10 protein-coding genes are annotated in these 15,079 nt (G+C 58.8%); 9 read left to right on the forward strand and 1 reads right to left on the reverse strand.

All coding sequences use genetic code 11. From position 1 onward, the window contains the following. Positions 1-42: 42 nt before the first annotated feature. Positions 43-3,543 carry a DNA polymerase III subunit alpha gene (gene dnaE, locus GOX21_RS10685; RefSeq protein WP_170374188.1) on the reverse strand — a complete coding sequence of 1,167 codons (3,501 nt, stop codon included), beginning with the start codon at positions 3,541-3,543 and terminating at the stop codon, positions 43-45. Between the two features lie 343 nt (positions 3,544-3,886). On the opposite strand from dnaE, the gene xdhA reads away from it, so the two are divergent. The 9 genes from xdhA (at position 3,887) to GOX21_RS10730 (ending at position 15,064) form a co-directional block, all read left to right on the forward strand. Next, entirely contained in the window at positions 3,887-5,248 is a 1,362-nt protein-coding gene (xdhA, locus tag GOX21_RS10690) for a xanthine dehydrogenase small subunit (RefSeq protein ID WP_170374186.1), read from the forward strand. Then, the gene (gene xdhB, locus GOX21_RS10695; protein ID WP_170374184.1) at positions 5,245-7,659 is read left to right on the forward strand and encodes a xanthine dehydrogenase molybdopterin binding subunit; all 2,415 of its coding nucleotides are present in this window, start codon (positions 5,245-5,247) and stop codon (positions 7,657-7,659) included. Before xdhA ends, xdhB begins: the two co-directional genes overlap by 4 nt. Next, a complete protein-coding gene (gene xdhC / locus GOX21_RS10700; protein WP_170374182.1) occupies positions 7,659-8,594 on the forward strand; it encodes a xanthine dehydrogenase accessory protein XdhC in 936 nt (311 codons plus the stop codon). Before xdhB ends, xdhC begins: the two co-directional genes overlap by 1 nt. Beyond that, complete coding sequence (locus tag GOX21_RS10705; RefSeq protein ID WP_170347790.1) at positions 8,591-10,108, forward strand: ABC transporter ATP-binding protein; 1,518 nt, start codon at positions 8,591-8,593, stop codon at positions 10,106-10,108. The genes xdhC and GOX21_RS10705 overlap by 4 nt, the downstream gene beginning before the upstream one ends. A gap of 36 nt (positions 10,109-10,144) precedes the next feature. Next, the gene (locus GOX21_RS10710; protein WP_170347789.1) at positions 10,145-11,230 is read left to right on the forward strand and encodes an ABC transporter permease; all 1,086 of its coding nucleotides are present in this window, start codon (positions 10,145-10,147) and stop codon (positions 11,228-11,230) included. Continuing rightward, positions 11,227-11,538, forward strand: a complete 312-nt coding sequence (locus GOX21_RS10715) for a hypothetical protein (protein WP_170347788.1) — start codon at positions 11,227-11,229, stop codon at positions 11,536-11,538. Before GOX21_RS10710 ends, GOX21_RS10715 begins: the two co-directional genes overlap by 4 nt. Positions 11,539-11,541: 3 nt before the next feature. Beyond that, entirely contained in the window at positions 11,542-12,462 is a 921-nt protein-coding gene (locus tag GOX21_RS10720; RefSeq protein ID WP_170374180.1) for an ABC transporter permease, read from the forward strand. Positions 12,463-12,493: 31 nt separating this feature from the next. Then, the gene (locus tag GOX21_RS10725; RefSeq protein WP_170347786.1) at positions 12,494-13,567 is read left to right on the forward strand and encodes a BMP family ABC transporter substrate-binding protein; all 1,074 of its coding nucleotides are present in this window, start codon (positions 12,494-12,496) and stop codon (positions 13,565-13,567) included. A gap of 63 nt (positions 13,568-13,630) precedes the next feature. Continuing rightward, a complete protein-coding gene (locus tag GOX21_RS10730) occupies positions 13,631-15,064 on the forward strand; it encodes an MFS transporter (RefSeq protein WP_170374178.1) in 1,434 nt (477 codons plus the stop codon). The last annotated feature ends 15 nt before the right edge of the window (positions 15,065-15,079 follow it).

The following is a 15,079-nucleotide window of genomic DNA, read 5'->3' on the forward strand; positions in this document are numbered from 1 at the left end:
CAGCCTAGCGGCGCAAAAACACTGTGGCAACAAAAGGGTGGGTCAGATTTCCTCGACCATGGTGACGCCATCCAAAGATTTAATGGCCCCCTTGATCTGCGGATTGATTGGGAAATCCTGTCCCAGATCCATCTCAACATCCCCCGGCAGACCGGGATCCAGCAGACAGATGTGGATCGGCCCTTTGGCCGCGCGCTTGGCTGCACCAGCCGCGTCTTCTAGAACCTTGGCGACCGTCGGAAGCACCTCGGGGACGTCAACAAATATTCGCAACCCCGTTGCGCCTGCTTCGGCAACTACAGAATCAACCGGCCCAACAGAATTCGCAAGCAACTTGAGCTGATCGGATTCCATTTCGGCTTTGACGGTCAGCACCACTTGCGATCCGGTCTCTAGAAACTCGCGCGATTTCTCCAGGGTTTCCGAGAACAGCGTGACCTCGTACGCCCCACTTGGATCAGACAATTGCGCAAAAGCAAAGCGGTTGCCCTTGGCCGATTTGCGTTCCTGACGCCCAGACACCACACCGGCCATCTTGGCAATAAACGGACCCGAGCGCGCCTGTTCCGTCACCTCATCCAATGTCATGACCTTCTTGCGTTTCAGCGCGGGCATGTAGTCGTCCAGCGGGTGACCGGACAGATAGAAACCGATGGCTTTGAACTCTTCGCTCAGGCGTTCTGCAGGCAGCCAGTCCGGCGTCTGCGACAGGCGGGGTTCGGGTAGATCATCGCCAGCCTCACCGAACAATGATACCTGGTTCGAGTTCTTTTGGTCGTGGATCGCCGCCGAGTATTGTACCAGCGGATCAAGGCTTTCGAACACACGGCGGCGGTTTTTATCAAGCTGGTCGAATGCCCCGGCCCGCGCCAGCATTTCAAGCGGGCGTTTGCCGACTTTCTTCAGGTCCACCCGGCGGGCAAAGTCGAACAGGTTGACGAATGGCTTGTCGCCGCGGCCATCAACCACGAGGGTCATGGCCTCGGCGCCCACGTTCTTGAGCGCGCCCAGCGCATAGACCAACTGCCCGTCGACTACATCAAAGGTTGACAGAGATCGGTTCACGCAGGGCGGCACGTAGGGCAGCTCTAACCCCTTGCGAACCTCTTCGAAATACACGGCCAGTTTGTCGGTCAGATGGATATCGCAGTTCATGACACCCGCCATGAACTCGACCGGGTGGTTCGCCTTTAGCCAACCGGTTTGATAGCTGACCACTGCATAAGCGGCAGCGTGAGATTTGTTGAAACCATAGTTGGCGAATTTTTCCAACAGGTCGAAAACCTCAGAGGCTTTCTTGGCATCCACGCCATTCTCACCCGCGCCCTTTTCGAATTTGGGGCGTTCGGCATCCATCGCCTCTTTGATCTTCTTACCCATCGCGCGGCGCAACAGGTCCGCGCCACCAAGGCTGTACCCAGCCATCACCTGCGCGATCTGCATCACTTGTTCCTGATAGACGATGATGCCTTGGGTTTCCTCAAGGATGTGGTCGATCAGAGGATGTACGGATTCAATCTTGCGAAGCCCATTCTTGACCTCGCAGTAGGTGGGGATGTTCTCCATTGGCCCCGGGCGATAGAGCGCCACAAGCGCCACGATATCCTCAATACACGTGGGCTTCATGCGTTTCAGCGCATCCATCATACCCGACGATTCCACCTGGAACACCGCCACCGTCTTGGCGGCTGAATAGAGCTTATACGTCGCTTCGTCATCCAGCGGGATAGCGTTGATCTGGTTTTCGGCCCCCTCGGCGGGCTCATACAGTTCCGTGCTATCGGCGGCGATGTGCAGGGGTCGACCGGATTTGAAGATCAGATCCATCGCATTCTGGATTACGGTCAGGGTTTTCAGACCCAAGAAGTCGAACTTGACGAGACCGGCCTGTTCCACCCATTTCATATTGAATTGGGTTGCAGGCATATCCGAGCGCGGATCTTGATACAGTGGCACCAGCGCGTCCAGCGGACGGTCCCCAATCACTACCCCCGCCGCGTGGGTCGAGGCGTTCCGCAACAGACCCTCGACCTGCTGGCCATAGGTAAGCAGCCGGTCCACGACCTCTTCACTGCGGGCCTCTTCGCGCAGGCGGGGTTCGTCTTTCAACGCTTTTTCGATGGAGACGGGTTTGACACCCTCGACCGGGATCATCTTGGACAGACGATCCACCTGGCCATAGGGCATCTGTAACACTCGCCCGATATCGCGCACGGCGGCCTTGGACAGCAAGGCACCAAAAGTGATGATCTGCCCCACCTTATCGCGGCCGTATTTCTGCTGCACGTAGCGGATCACTTCTTCACGGCGGTCCATACAAAAGTCGATATCGAAGTCGGGCATTGAAACCCGTTCGGGGTTCAGGAACCGTTCGAACAGCAGTGAATAACGTAGCGGATCAAGGTCCGTGATCGTCAGAGCATAAGCCACCAGCGAGCCCGCACCCGAACCCCGCCCCGGCCCCACCGGAATGTCTTCGTCTTTCGCCCATTGGATAAAGTCAGCAACGATCAGGAAATAGCCGGGAAACCCCATGCCTTCGATGATGTCCAATTCGAAATCCAACCGTTCCTGATATTCCTCGGGCGTCACCGCATGCGGGATAACTACCAGACGTTTTTGCAGACCTTCATTGGCGATGCGGCGCAGTTCGGCGACCTCGTCATCGGCGAATTTCGGCAGGATCGGGTCGCGGCGATAGGCCATGAAGGCGCACCGTTTGGCGATTTCCACCGTATTCTCGATCGCCTCGGGCAAATCGGCAAACAATGTCACCATTTCCTGCTGCGACTTGAAGTAATGCTGCGCAGTCAGACGGCGGCGTCCGTCCTGCTGATCGACATACGCCCCTTCCGAAATACAGATCAGCGCATCATGGGCCTCGTACATGTCCGAAGTGGGAAAAAAGACATCATTGGTGGCGACCAGCGGCAGGTTCTTGGCATAGGCCATTTCGACATGCCCACGCTCGGTCAGGTGTTCGGCCTCGGGCTGGCCACCCTCACCCGGATGGCGTTGCAACTCGATGTAAAGACGATCAGGGAACATGCCCGCCAGCCGATCCACCAAAGCCTCAGCCGCCGGGCGTTGGCCTTGCTGCAGCAACATACCCACCGGCCCGTCCGGCCCACCTGTCAGGCAGATCAGGCCGTCCGAGTGCTGTGCCAGTTCTTCCAAGGTGACCTGCGGAAGCTGTCCGCCCTTGTCCACGTAAAGACAGGAACTCAGCTTCATCAGGTTCTCATATCCGACCTCGGACTGCGCCAGCAGCACCAGCGGAGCCGGGATTTTCGGCTTTTCACCTGGCTGCGCATGCACATAGGTCAGATCAACCTGGCACCCCATAATCGGTTGCACCCCTGCCCCGCTTGCGGTGACCGAAAACTCCAAAGCCGAAAACATGCTGTTGGTGTCGGTCACGGCGACGGCTGGCATCTCCATTTTTTCGCATAATGCGGGCAGTTTTTTCAGCCGTACGGCGCCTTCCAGCAGGGAATATTCGGTGTGAACGCGGAGGTGAATGAATCGTGTGGTGCTGCTCATACCGCCTACGCTATCCCAGCCAGCGGCGCGGCAAAAGCGGGAACCGATGCTTTTGAAAGCTTAAAAAATCAAAACCGATTGTTCGGTTTTTACAGAAGGTGCTTCGGGCAGAAATTCGTTGGATTGACAGAAAACACTTTAATTTCAGATGCCTGAATATTACAGAAACCCGGTGTTTTTTCGCAAAACGGTCCTAATGGTACATCATATAAGCAGTTTTTCTTGCCAGATAACCTGCCCTGTTTCTAACATCTAATGGCAAGCTTTCCGCCCGCCACTCTTTCTACGTCGCATCGAAGGAGGGCCACAGGGGCGCAACCGGGTAAGGCGACGGGTTTCTCGAATGGATATCACGTTTCTTCTGAACGGAGAGACAGTGGAACTGGCGGATGTCAATCCGACAGCGACCCTGCTGGATTGGCTGCGCGAGGATCGGGGCCTGACCGGCACCAAGGAAGGCTGCAACGAAGGTGATTGCGGGGCTTGCACCGTCATGGTCACGGATGAAGGCGGCGCCAAGGCGCTGAATTCCTGCATCCTGTTTTTACCGCAACTGCACGGCAAAGCGGTTCGTACCGTCGAAGGTGCAAGTGGCCCAAATGGCGAAGCCCATCCGGTGCAGCAGGCCATGGTTGATCTGCATGGATCGCAATGCGGCTTTTGCACCCCCGGTTTCGTGATGTCGATGGTGGCCAGCCATTCGAGCGGCGCAAAGGAACATGACACGCAGTTGGCGGGGAACCTTTGTCGCTGCACCGGATACGCCCCGATCATTCGGGCAGCAAAAGCCGCCGAAGAACACCCCGTGCCCGTTTGGGTCAAGGACAAACCTGGTTCTACATCTGCCACGATGCCCATGCTGCCGGGCTCCTCTGACGAATTGGCCGCGGTCTATGCCGAACACCCAGATGCCATTTTGGTCGCGGGCGCAACCGATGTAGGGCTGTGGGTCACCAAGCAATTGCGCGATCTTGATCCGGTGATCTTCCTGAATCGCTGTGACGATCTGAAAGACATTACAATAGCGGACGATGAAATTCGTTTTGGGGCCATGGTCGATATGAACCGCATGGGCGAGGCGCTGACCGATCTGCACCCCTCGTACGCCGAGATGATCCGCCGTTATGCCAGCGTTCAGGTGCGCCACGCGGCCACCGTCGGCGGCAACATCGCCAATGGCTCCCCAATCGGGGACAACCCGCCCGCGCTGATTGCCCTGAACGCCACCCTGCATCTGCGCAAGGGCAACGACCGCCGTTCGATACCGCTGGAGGAGTTCTTCATCGACTACGGCAAACAGGACCGCACCCCCGGCGAGTTTGTCGAGGCCGTCAGCTTCCCCCGTCAGGCGGATCGCCTGAAGGCTTATAAGATCAGCAAACGGTTCGATCAGGATATCTCGGCCGTGTGTGGCTGTTTCAACATCACCGTTTCAGATGGTGTCGTCGACCAGGCGCGCATCGCCTTTGGCGGCATGGCCGGCGTCCCAAAACGCGCCACTCAAGTCGAGGCCGCGTTGAACGGCAATCCATGGACACGTGAAACGGTTCATACTGCGATGCTGGCCTTTGACGATGACTTCACACCAATGACGGATATGCGCGCCTCGGCCACCTATCGGCTTGAGACGGCCAAGGCGCTGCTGGAAAGGTATTACCTTGAAGATCAGGGCCACGTGACCAACGTGCTGGAGGTGTCGGCATGAGCGTGACAAAACCCCTCCCCCACGACGCAGCACCGCTTCATGTGTCCGGCACCGCCCGCTACGTAGATGATATTCCGACGCCCAAGGGAACGCTGTATCTGGCGTTCGGTATGAGCCCGATTGCCAAGGGCAAGATCACCGCGATGGATTTGTCCGCGGTCAAAGCAGCCGAAGGCGTCGAGATGGTCATGACGGCCGATGACCTGCCTTTTGCCAACGATGTCTCGCCCTCGATCCATGATGAGCCGCTGCTGTCTGACGGCACCGTTCACTATATCGGCCAGCCCGTTTTTCTGGTGGTCGCCACCAGCCATCTGGCCGCCCGCAAGGCTGCACGGCTGGGCAAGATCGACTATGACGAAGAAACCCCAATCCTGACGGTCGAAGAGGCGCTTGCTGCCAATAGCCGGTTCGAGGAAGGCCCGCGCATTTATGCCAAGGGCGACGCGGATGCGGCTATCGCGGGCGCGACCCATGTGATCGACGGGGGCTTTGAGCTCGGCGGGCAGGAACATTTCTATCTGGAGGGTCAGGCCGCCCTGGCCGTGCCGAACGAAGGTGCGGATATGCTGGTGCATTCCTCGACCCAGCACCCGACCGAGATTCAGCACAAGGTTGCCGACGCTCTAGGAGTTCCAATGCACGCCGTCCGGGTCGAAACCCGCCGCATGGGCGGAGGGTTCGGCGGCAAGGAAAGCCAGGGCAACGCGCTGGCCGTGGCCTGTGCCATTGCCGCGCGTGTAACCGGCAAGGCCTGCAAGATGCGCTATGACCGCGACGATGACATGGTCATCACCGGCAAGCGCCATGCGTTCCGGATTTCGTATCGCGCAGGCTTTGATGAGCATGGCCATATTCAGGGCGTGTCCTTCCTGCAATACGCCATCTGCGGCTGGGCACAGGACCTGTCCCTGCCGGTCGCTGACCGTGCCATGCTGCATTCGGACAATGCCTATCTGCTGCCTAATGCGCGGATTGAAAGCCACCGGCTGAAAACCAACACCCAATCCGCCACCGCCTACCGCGGATTTGGCGGCCCGCAGGGCATGATCGCGATTGAACGGGTCATGGACCACGCCGCTTATGAATTGGGTCTGGACCCGGTCGAGCTGCGCCGCCGGAACTATTACGACCCTGCCCATCCGCCAACCATGGAACCTGAACATCTGGCGAAGCGTCCGTTGGAACGCGTCGATCCGCATGAGGATCTGACAAGCCTTGGCGCTGTTGAGCAGGTTGAGACCGCTCCGCCCGTGCGCCCGGTGCCGGAAGGCGGCAATACAACGCCCTACGGCATGGAAGTCACCGATTTCGAACTGCATGGCATGACCGAAGCGCTGCTGAAATCCAGCGACTATGCCGCGCGCAAGACGGCGATCGCGGCGTGGAACGCCGAAAACAGCGTGATCAAGAAAGGCATCGCCTTCTCTCCGGTGAAATTCGGGATTTCCTTCACGCTGACCCACCTGAACCAGGCGGGTGCGCTGGTGCATGTGTATCAGGACGGTTCGGTCCACTTGAACCATGGCGGCACAGAAATGGGCCAGGGCCTGTTCCAGAAAGTCGCGCAGGTTGCGGCCTCGCGCTTTGGCATTCCGCTCGAGTTGGTAAAGATCACCGCCACAGACACGGCCAAGGTGCCGAATACCTCTGCCACGGCCGCGTCTTCGGGCAGTGACCTGAACGGCATGGCGGTGAAGGCCGCGTGCGACACGATCCGCGATCGGATGGCCGACTATCTGGCCGAACGGCATCAGGCTGATCCGTCCAGCGTTACCTTCACGGATGGCCACGTCTCGGTCGGCGAAGAACGCTATACCTTCGCCGAAGCCGCTGCATTGGCGTATCAAGGGCGCATCAGTCTGTCGGCAACCGGGTTCTACAAGACGCCTAAGATCGAATGGGACCGGATCAAGGGTCGGGGCCGCCCGTTTTACTACTTTGCTTATGGTGCTTCGATCACCGAGGTTGCCGTCGACACATTGACCGGAGAGAACCGCATTCTGCGCACCGACATCCTGCATGATGCGGGTGCATCGCTGAACCCGGCACTGGATATCGGGCAGGTAGAAGGTGGCTATGTGCAAGGCGCAGGCTGGCTGACGACCGAAGAACTGGTCTGGGACGACAAGGGCAACCTGCGCACGCATGCGCCGTCTACATACAAAATCCCCGCCTGTTCGGACCGACCCGACATTTTCAACGTCGCACTCTGGGACGGACAGAACCGCGAAGACACGATCTATCGCTCAAAAGCGGTGGGTGAGCCGCCCTTTATGTTGGGAATTTCCGCCTGGCTGGCACTGTCCAACGCGGTGGCGGCTTGTGGAGACAGCTATCCGGCACTGGATGCGCCTGCCACGGCCGAAGAAGTCTGGCGCGGCGTCCAAAGGGTGAAGGGAGGCATCTGATGGGATTCGACCTGGAGGCTTTGAGGGAGGCGGTCAAAACCCATGGGAAAGTAACTCGGGTGGTCATCGCGGCGATCAAAGGGTCGTCCCCACGCGAAGTTGGGGCCGCTATGCTGGTTTGGAAGGATGGGCAAAGCGGTACAATCGGGGGTGGCGTACTTGAATACGAAGCAGCCCAGGCCGCACGAACCCAAATCGTATCCTCGCGCCTGACGCATCATGCGCTTGGTCCAGACATGGGGCAGTGCTGCGGCGGCGCGGTCTCGTTGTTTAGCGAAGTCTTTGACGCCAACGCGGTGGACGCTCTGGACGATACGGTCATCGCAAGAACGGCAGCGGGAGGTGACATGCCCCTGTCCGTCAAACGCCTGCTGGCGGCTGCGCGCGGTCAGGGTATCGCGCCCGATCCGCAACTGATCGACGGCTGGATGGTTGAACCGGTACACAAACCGGCCCGCAATCTGTGGATCTGGGGTGCAGGTCATGTCGGCCGTGCACTTGTGGATGTGCTCGCACCACTGCCCGATCTGGCAATCACATGGGTCGACACTGCACCTGAGCGTTTTCCGAACACGGTTCCAAACGGAGTAACAGTGGTTCCGGTCGCAAAACCGGCCGAGTTGGTGCGCCACGCGCCGACCAATGCCGAACATCTTGTGCTGACTTATTCACACAATCTGGACCTGGAGCTGTGCAACCGGCTGCTTTCACACGATTTCCGCTTTGCGGGGCTGATCGGCTCGGCTACGAAATGGGCGCGATTCCGGTCCAGGCTGGCGGCGCTGGGGCATATACCCGAACGAATTAACCGGATCACCTGCCCAATCGGCGACCCCGGTTTGGGCAAACACCCGCAAATGATCGCCGTTGGCGTTGCAGCAGACCTGCTGCGTCCCGCCCGGCAGAACGAATTGAAGAAGGACCTGAGCGCGTGACCACTCCACTGCTAAGCTTACAAGGTTTGACCAAGGCCTATCCAGGCGTCGTGGCCAATGATCAGGTGTCCTTTGACATCGGTGAGGGTGAAGTTCACGCCCTGCTGGGCGAAAACGGCGCGGGTAAATCCACGCTGGTGAAAATGATCTATGGGCTGGTGAAGCCCGACAGCGGAACAATGCTGCTGCGCGGTCAGGCGTTTGCGCCACCGGAACCCCGCGCCGCACGAGCCGACGGGATCGCGATGGTGTTCCAGCACTTCTCGCTGTTTGACGCGCTGAACGTGGCCGAAAATATCGCGCTGGGGATGGAGAACCCGCCGCCGATGGGCGATCTGGCCTCGCGTATCCGCGAAGTGTCGGAAACCTATGGCCTGCCGCTGGACCCGTTCCGCACCGTTGGCGATCTATCCGCGGGCGAGCGTCAGCGGGTCGAGATCATCCGCTGCCTGTTGCAGGACCCCAAGCTGCTGATCATGGACGAGCCGACCTCGGTTCTGACCCCGCAAGAGGTTGAGATCCTGTTCGAAACACTGAACAAATTGCGGTCCGAGGGCACCTCGATCCTGTATATCTCTCACAAGCTGGAAGAAATTCGCACGCTTTGCGACCACGCCACCATTTTGCGTCTGGGCAAGAACGTAGGTGAGTGTGTGCCCTCTGAAACCTCGGCGCGGGACATGGCCGAGATGATGGTCGGCTCGACCTTGCAGACACCGGAACGCTCGGGGCGTGAATTTGGCGAGGTAGCGCTGGATGTAAGCGGGCTGTCGGTTCCGTCGCCCTCGGAATTTGGCACGGCTTTGAAGAACGTTCACATGACAGTCCGTAAGGGCGAGGTTCTGGGGGTCGGCGGTGTGGCTGGCAACGGTCAGGATGAACTGCTGGGCGTCCTGTCCGGTGAAATCCAGACAACAGCAGATGCCATCAAGTTTAACGGCCAGCCGATCGGCAAGCTGGGGCCGACGGCCCGACGCAAGCTGGGCGTGCTGACCGCGCCCGAAGAACGGCTGGGCCATGCAGCGGCCCCGGACATGAGCCTGACCGAAAACGCTTTGCTGACCGGTTCGGTGCGCGAAGGTTTGGAAAGCAACGGCTTTCTGAAGTGGTCAGAAACCAAAAGTTTCGCCGAGAAAATCATCAGCGCCTTCGACGTCCGCACGCCGGGCCCCGAAAATGCGGCGCGGTCATTATCAGGCGGCAACCTGCAGAAATTCGTGATCGGACGCGAGGTGTTGCAGAACCCTGACGTTCTGGTGGTGAACCAGCCCACCTGGGGCGTGGACGCGGCGGCTGCAGCCTCGATCCGGCAGTCCATTCTGGACCTGGCGGCCAAAGGAACCGCAGTCATCTGCATTAGCCAAGATCTAGATGAATTAATGGAAATCTCGGACAGCTTTGCCGCCCTCAACGAAGGGCGTCTGAGCGCGCCGCGCCCAACCACCGGCCTGACCGTGGATGAGATTGGCCTGATGATGGGCGGCGCACATGGCATGGAGGTGGCCCATGTCTAATCCATTACAAAAGAATGAAATCAGGGGGATGAGCGGATGATTGTGTTGGAGAAACGGCCGCAGCCGTCCAAGGCGTGGTCTTATGCCACCCCGCTGGTGGCGGTGTTGGCAACGATGGTGTTTGGCGGCATTCTGTTCGCCATTCTGGGTAAGAACCCGATCGAAGCAATCGGCACTATTTTCTGGGAACCTCTGTTCGGAGAATTCGCCTTTTATTACCGTCCGCAATTGCTGGTGAAAGGGGCACCTCTGGTGCTGATCGCCATTGGCCTATCGCTGGGTTTCCGCGCCGGTATCTGGAATATCGGGGCCGAGGGTCAATACATCATGGGTGCCATCTTTGGGGCCGGTGCGGGCTTGGCCTTCTATCCGCTAGAGGCGTTTTACGTCTTTCCGATCATGGTGATCGCTGGCGCGCTTGGCGGTTGGTTGTGGGCATCCATTCCGGCCTTTCTAAAGGTCCGCTTCGGCACCAATGAAATACTTGTTTCGCTGATGCTGGTGTACGTGGCCGAACAGATGCTGGCCTCGGTCTCGCTGGGCCTGCTGAAAAACCCTGAAGGCTTCGGCTTTCCCGGCTCGCGTAACCTGCAATCCTATGAAAGCGCACATAATGCGGAACTGATCGCGGGGTCCGGGATGCACTGGGGTGTCGTGACCGCGCTGATCGCGGTGATCTTTGCCTATGTCCTGCTGAACCGACACATGTTGGGCTTCCACATCCGGCTGACCGGAGAAGCCCCTCGCGCGGCAAAGTTTGCAGGCGTGAACCCGGCACGTCTGATCCTGTTCTGTCTGGGTCTGTCCGGTGCGCTGGCAGGGCTTGCTGGGATGTTCGAAGTGTCCGGCCCATCGGGTGTGGTCAGCATCGACTTTAACGTCGGCTATGGCTTTACCGCGATCATCGTGGCCTTTCTGGGCCGCCTGCATCCGGTGGGTATCCTGCTGGCCGGTGGCCTGATGGCGCTGACTTATATCGGCGGTGAAATCGCGCAGTCTCAGCTGGGCCTGCCCGCCGCTGCCATTCAAGTGTTCCAGGGAATGCTTCTGTTCTTCCTGCTGGCTTTCGACCTTTTGACCAACTACCGCATCCGTGCGGCCCATAGCGAGGTAGCGTTATGAATGCCTTAGTCAGCGCCATTCAAACAGATCGCCGCGCGATGATTATTCACGTAGGTCTCGGACTGCTCTTTCCAATATTCATGGGATGCGTCCTGCTTTTAACCGATATGGCAACGAACAGTTTCGACACGGCTCGGGTAGTCGCCGGATTGCTGATTGTCGTCCTGTTTCACCCCATGAACAAACTCGCAGAGCGCCTAAGCGGTCCTTGGCCCGAACGGTTTGGTTTCTTAACCCGGCTTGCCCCGATGTTTGTGTGTCTTGCGGCAAGCGCTGCGTCTGTTTTCCTCTTTCTGGTCAAGGAGTGACCCATGGACCTTGGCGAAATTAATCCCGTACTTCTGATCGCGTCACTAATGGTGGCTGCAACCCCGCTGCTGCTGGCTGCAATCGGAGAGCTGGTGGTCGAGAAAGCAGGCGTCCTGAACCTTGGCGTCGAGGGTATGATGATCGTGGGTGCAATCAGCGGATTTGCGATCTCGGTCGAAACCGGCTCACCCTGGCTGGGGTTCATTGCGGCGGCCATCGGCGGCGCCGTACTGTCGCTACTGTTTGTGCTGCTGACACAGTTCGCGCTAGCCAATCAGGTTGCAAGTGGTTTGGCCCTAACCCTGTTTGGCCTGGGTTTCAGCGCCCTTCTGGGCCAAAGCTATGTAGGTATCAAGCCGCCCAGCATGGGTGACATCCACATCCCGGTGATCAGCGATATCCCGGTGATCGGCCCGATCCTGTTCCAGCATGACCCGATCCTGTATGTCGGTATCGCACTAACAGCCGCCGTGTGGGCCGTTCTGAAATACACTCGCGTCGGTTTGATCCTGCGCGCGGTGGGTGAAAACCACGATGCGGCTCACGCCTTGGGTTACAAGGTTATCAAGATCCGCATCATGGCGATCCTGTTCGGTGGCGCATGCGCGGGCCTCGGCGGAGCCTATATCAGCCTGATCCGCGTCCCGCAGTGGACCGAGGGCATGACGGCCGGTGTCGGCTGGATCGCCCTGGCGCTGGTGGTCTTCGCCAGCTGGAAGCCATGGCGCGCCTTGCTGGGAGCCTATTTGTTCGGCGGAATCACGGTGTTGCAGCTTAATTTGCAGGCGGCGGGCGTTGCCATTCCAGTCGAGTATCTGGCAATGTCGCCCTATATCATCACGATCCTTGTGCTTGTGATCCTTTCGGCCGACAAGAGCAGCGCACCTGCCTCACTAGGCCGGATCTTCCATGCCTCACACTAGGGGCCAATTAAACCAACTTGGGGAGTAACACATGAAATTCACATCACTTTTGGCAAGCGCCGCCATGGCGCTGGGTCTGGCGACAAGCGCCATGGCCGAAGACAAAACCAAAGTCGGTTTCGTCTATGTCGGCCCCGTCGGCGACGGCGGCTGGACCTATGAACACGACAAGGGCCGTCTGGCGGTCGAAGAGCATTTCGGTGACAAGGTTGAAACCGTGTTCGTTGAATCGGTGCCCGAAGGCCCGGACGCTGAACGTGTGATGACTCAGATGGCGCTGGAAGGGGCTGACCTGATCTTTACCACTTCGTTCGGCTATATGGACCCGACCATCAACGTGGCCAAGAAATTCCCGAACGTGAAGTTCGAGCATGCGACTGGCTACAAGACCGCCGACAACGTCTCGGTCTATTCTGCTCGCTTTTATGAAGGTCGTGCCGTTCAGGGCCACATCGCCGGTAAAATGACCGAGTCGAACATCGTCGGCTATATTGGTTCCTACCCGATCCCCGAAGTGATCCGCGGCATCAACTCGGCCTATATTCACGCCAAGAAGGTGAACCCGGATGTCGAGTTCAAGATTGTCTGGGCTTACACTTGGTTCGATCCCGCAAAAGAAGCGGACGCCGCCACCGTTCTGATCGAACAGGGCGCCGACGTGATCCTGCAGCACACTGACTCGACCGCGCCGCAGGCGGCCGCGCAAGAGGCAGGCAACGTAATCACTTTCGGGCAGGCCTCGGACATGAGCGAATACGCCCCCAAGCCGCGCGTATCCTCGATCATCGACAACTGGGCGCCATACTACATCGCGCGCACTCAGGCTGTTATGGATGGGTCGTGGGAAACCGTGAACACCTGGGACGGCATCAAAGAAGGCATGGTTGAGATTGGCGAAATCTCGGACGCGGTTCCTGCCGAAGTGAAAGAAGAAGCGCTGGCGATGAAGGCCGCCATGGCCGCAGGTGAATACCACCCCTTCACGGGTCCGCTGAAAAAGCAGGACGGCAGCGACTGGCTGGCCGAAGGCGAAACCGCCGATGACGGTACACTGGCAGGGATGAACTTCTACGTCGAAGGGCTGGAAGGCGACATTCCGCAGTAAACCTAACAACACTCACACCGAAGGGCTGGCCATTTGGCTGGCCCTTTTTTGTTGGAGTGCGCCTTGACGAACGGGTCGGCACCAGACCTGATGGGGCCGGTGATCCATCAACGGTGGGACGAAAAACCGATGCAAACCAAGGCACAAGATCGCAGCCGCTGGTGGATACTTGGCGCGATGGGGGCCATTCTTGGCGTCATATTGCTGGATGAAACAGTCGTCAGTGTCGCGTTGCCCACCATCCGGGCCGAACTAACTCTGTCGCGGTTGGATGCGCATTGGGTGGTCAATATTTACCTTTTGGTGTTGGCCTGTTTTGCCGGCGCTGCGGGACGATTGGGCGACATTTTGGGCATCCGGGTTTTGCTGAGCGTGGGCCTTTTAATCTTTGGTCTATCCTCAGCGTTGGGAGGGTTTGCCGAGAGCGGCCTGGCGCTGCTGACGGCCCGCGCGGTTCAGGGCGTTGGTGCTGCGCTGATCTTTCCCCTGTCGATGGTGGTGCTGATCCAATCCTTCGATGAAAAGGAACGCGGTCTTGCCCTTGGTCTGTACGGCGGCATCGGAACAGTCTTTCTGTCACTGGGGCCACTGGTCGGAGGCATATTGACCGAATACTTGTCGTGGCGCTGGATTTTCTGGGTCAACCCGCCAATTGTATTGGCTGTTGCCGCGATTGCCTGGGCCTACTGGCGTGATCCACCACACCAGCCTGAGCTTGGGTTTGACTGGAAGGGTCTGTTGCTGCTGGTGCCGGGTCTGGCTGCGCTGGTGTTCGGGATCATGGAGGGGCCAGATCGGGGCTGGACCCAGCCCGAGGTGATTATGGCGCTTCTTGCAGGCTTCGTAGCGCTGGCCCTATTTGTCCGGGTCGAACAACGCATTCAAACGCCACTGATTGCAATATCACTATTTGCAAAGCCGGGTTTCGCGGCCTCGAACATGATCCTGTTCACTGCGCAGTTCGGTAAGATTGCCCTGTTTGTGTTCGGCGCGTCGTATTTTCAAACCAAACTTGGCTTTTCACCGCTGGCCGCCGGGGCCGCCCTTTTGCCAATCGCGTTTCCGCAGATCTTCGTGGCCCCATTGGCCGGTAAGGTGGCCGACAGGTTTGGCACGCGCGGCCCATCGCTGACGGGCATAGCGTTGGGGACACTGGCCATCGTGCTGGTTGCGTTGGGAATGCACCTGGAAGTCACGGCGCCGATCTTCGCTGGCTATGTTTTGTGGGGGTGTTGCGTACCGTTCCTGTTTGTCCCGCCCCGACGGACCATCATGCTTGCCGTGCCACAGGATCTGCACGGGCAGGCCAGCGGGATATCCATGACGTTTCAACTGTTGGGTGGCACGGTCGGCATGGCCTTGGGCAGTTCCGTCTATGCCCTCAGCAACTCATACACCATGGTATTTGGCTTTGTGGCAGGCTTCGCAGCCTGCGTTCTGGCCTATTCTTATGCCTCACTGACCGAGGCGAAAATACCCGGCCGCGCAACTAAGTGACGGCGCGGCCGGGGT

It is taken from the genome of Ruegeria atlantica (assembly GCF_013032005.1).
GTDB lineage: Bacteria > Pseudomonadota > Alphaproteobacteria > Rhodobacterales > Rhodobacteraceae > Ruegeria > Ruegeria atlantica_A.

What these genes read in the sequence shown, in the direction of transcription:
- GOX21_RS10715 (WP_170347788.1), top strand. Translation starts at nt 11,227, where the DNA reads ATGAATGCCTTAGTCAGCGCCATTCAAACAGATCGCCGCGCGATGATT.
- dnaE (WP_170374188.1), bottom strand. Translation starts at nt 3,543, where the DNA reads ATGAGCAGCACCACACGATTCATTCACCTCCGCGTTCACACCGAATAT.
- xdhB (WP_170374184.1), top strand. Translation starts at nt 5,245, where the DNA reads ATGAGCGTGACAAAACCCCTCCCCCACGACGCAGCACCGCTTCATGTG.
- xdhA (WP_170374186.1), top strand. Translation starts at nt 3,887, where the DNA reads ATGGATATCACGTTTCTTCTGAACGGAGAGACAGTGGAACTGGCGGAT.
- GOX21_RS10710 (WP_170347789.1), top strand. Translation starts at nt 10,145, where the DNA reads ATGATTGTGTTGGAGAAACGGCCGCAGCCGTCCAAGGCGTGGTCTTAT.
- GOX21_RS10725 (WP_170347786.1), top strand. Translation starts at nt 12,494, where the DNA reads ATGAAATTCACATCACTTTTGGCAAGCGCCGCCATGGCGCTGGGTCTG.
- GOX21_RS10720 (WP_170374180.1), top strand. Translation starts at nt 11,542, where the DNA reads ATGGACCTTGGCGAAATTAATCCCGTACTTCTGATCGCGTCACTAATG.
- xdhC (WP_170374182.1), top strand. Translation starts at nt 7,659, where the DNA reads ATGGGATTCGACCTGGAGGCTTTGAGGGAGGCGGTCAAAACCCATGGG.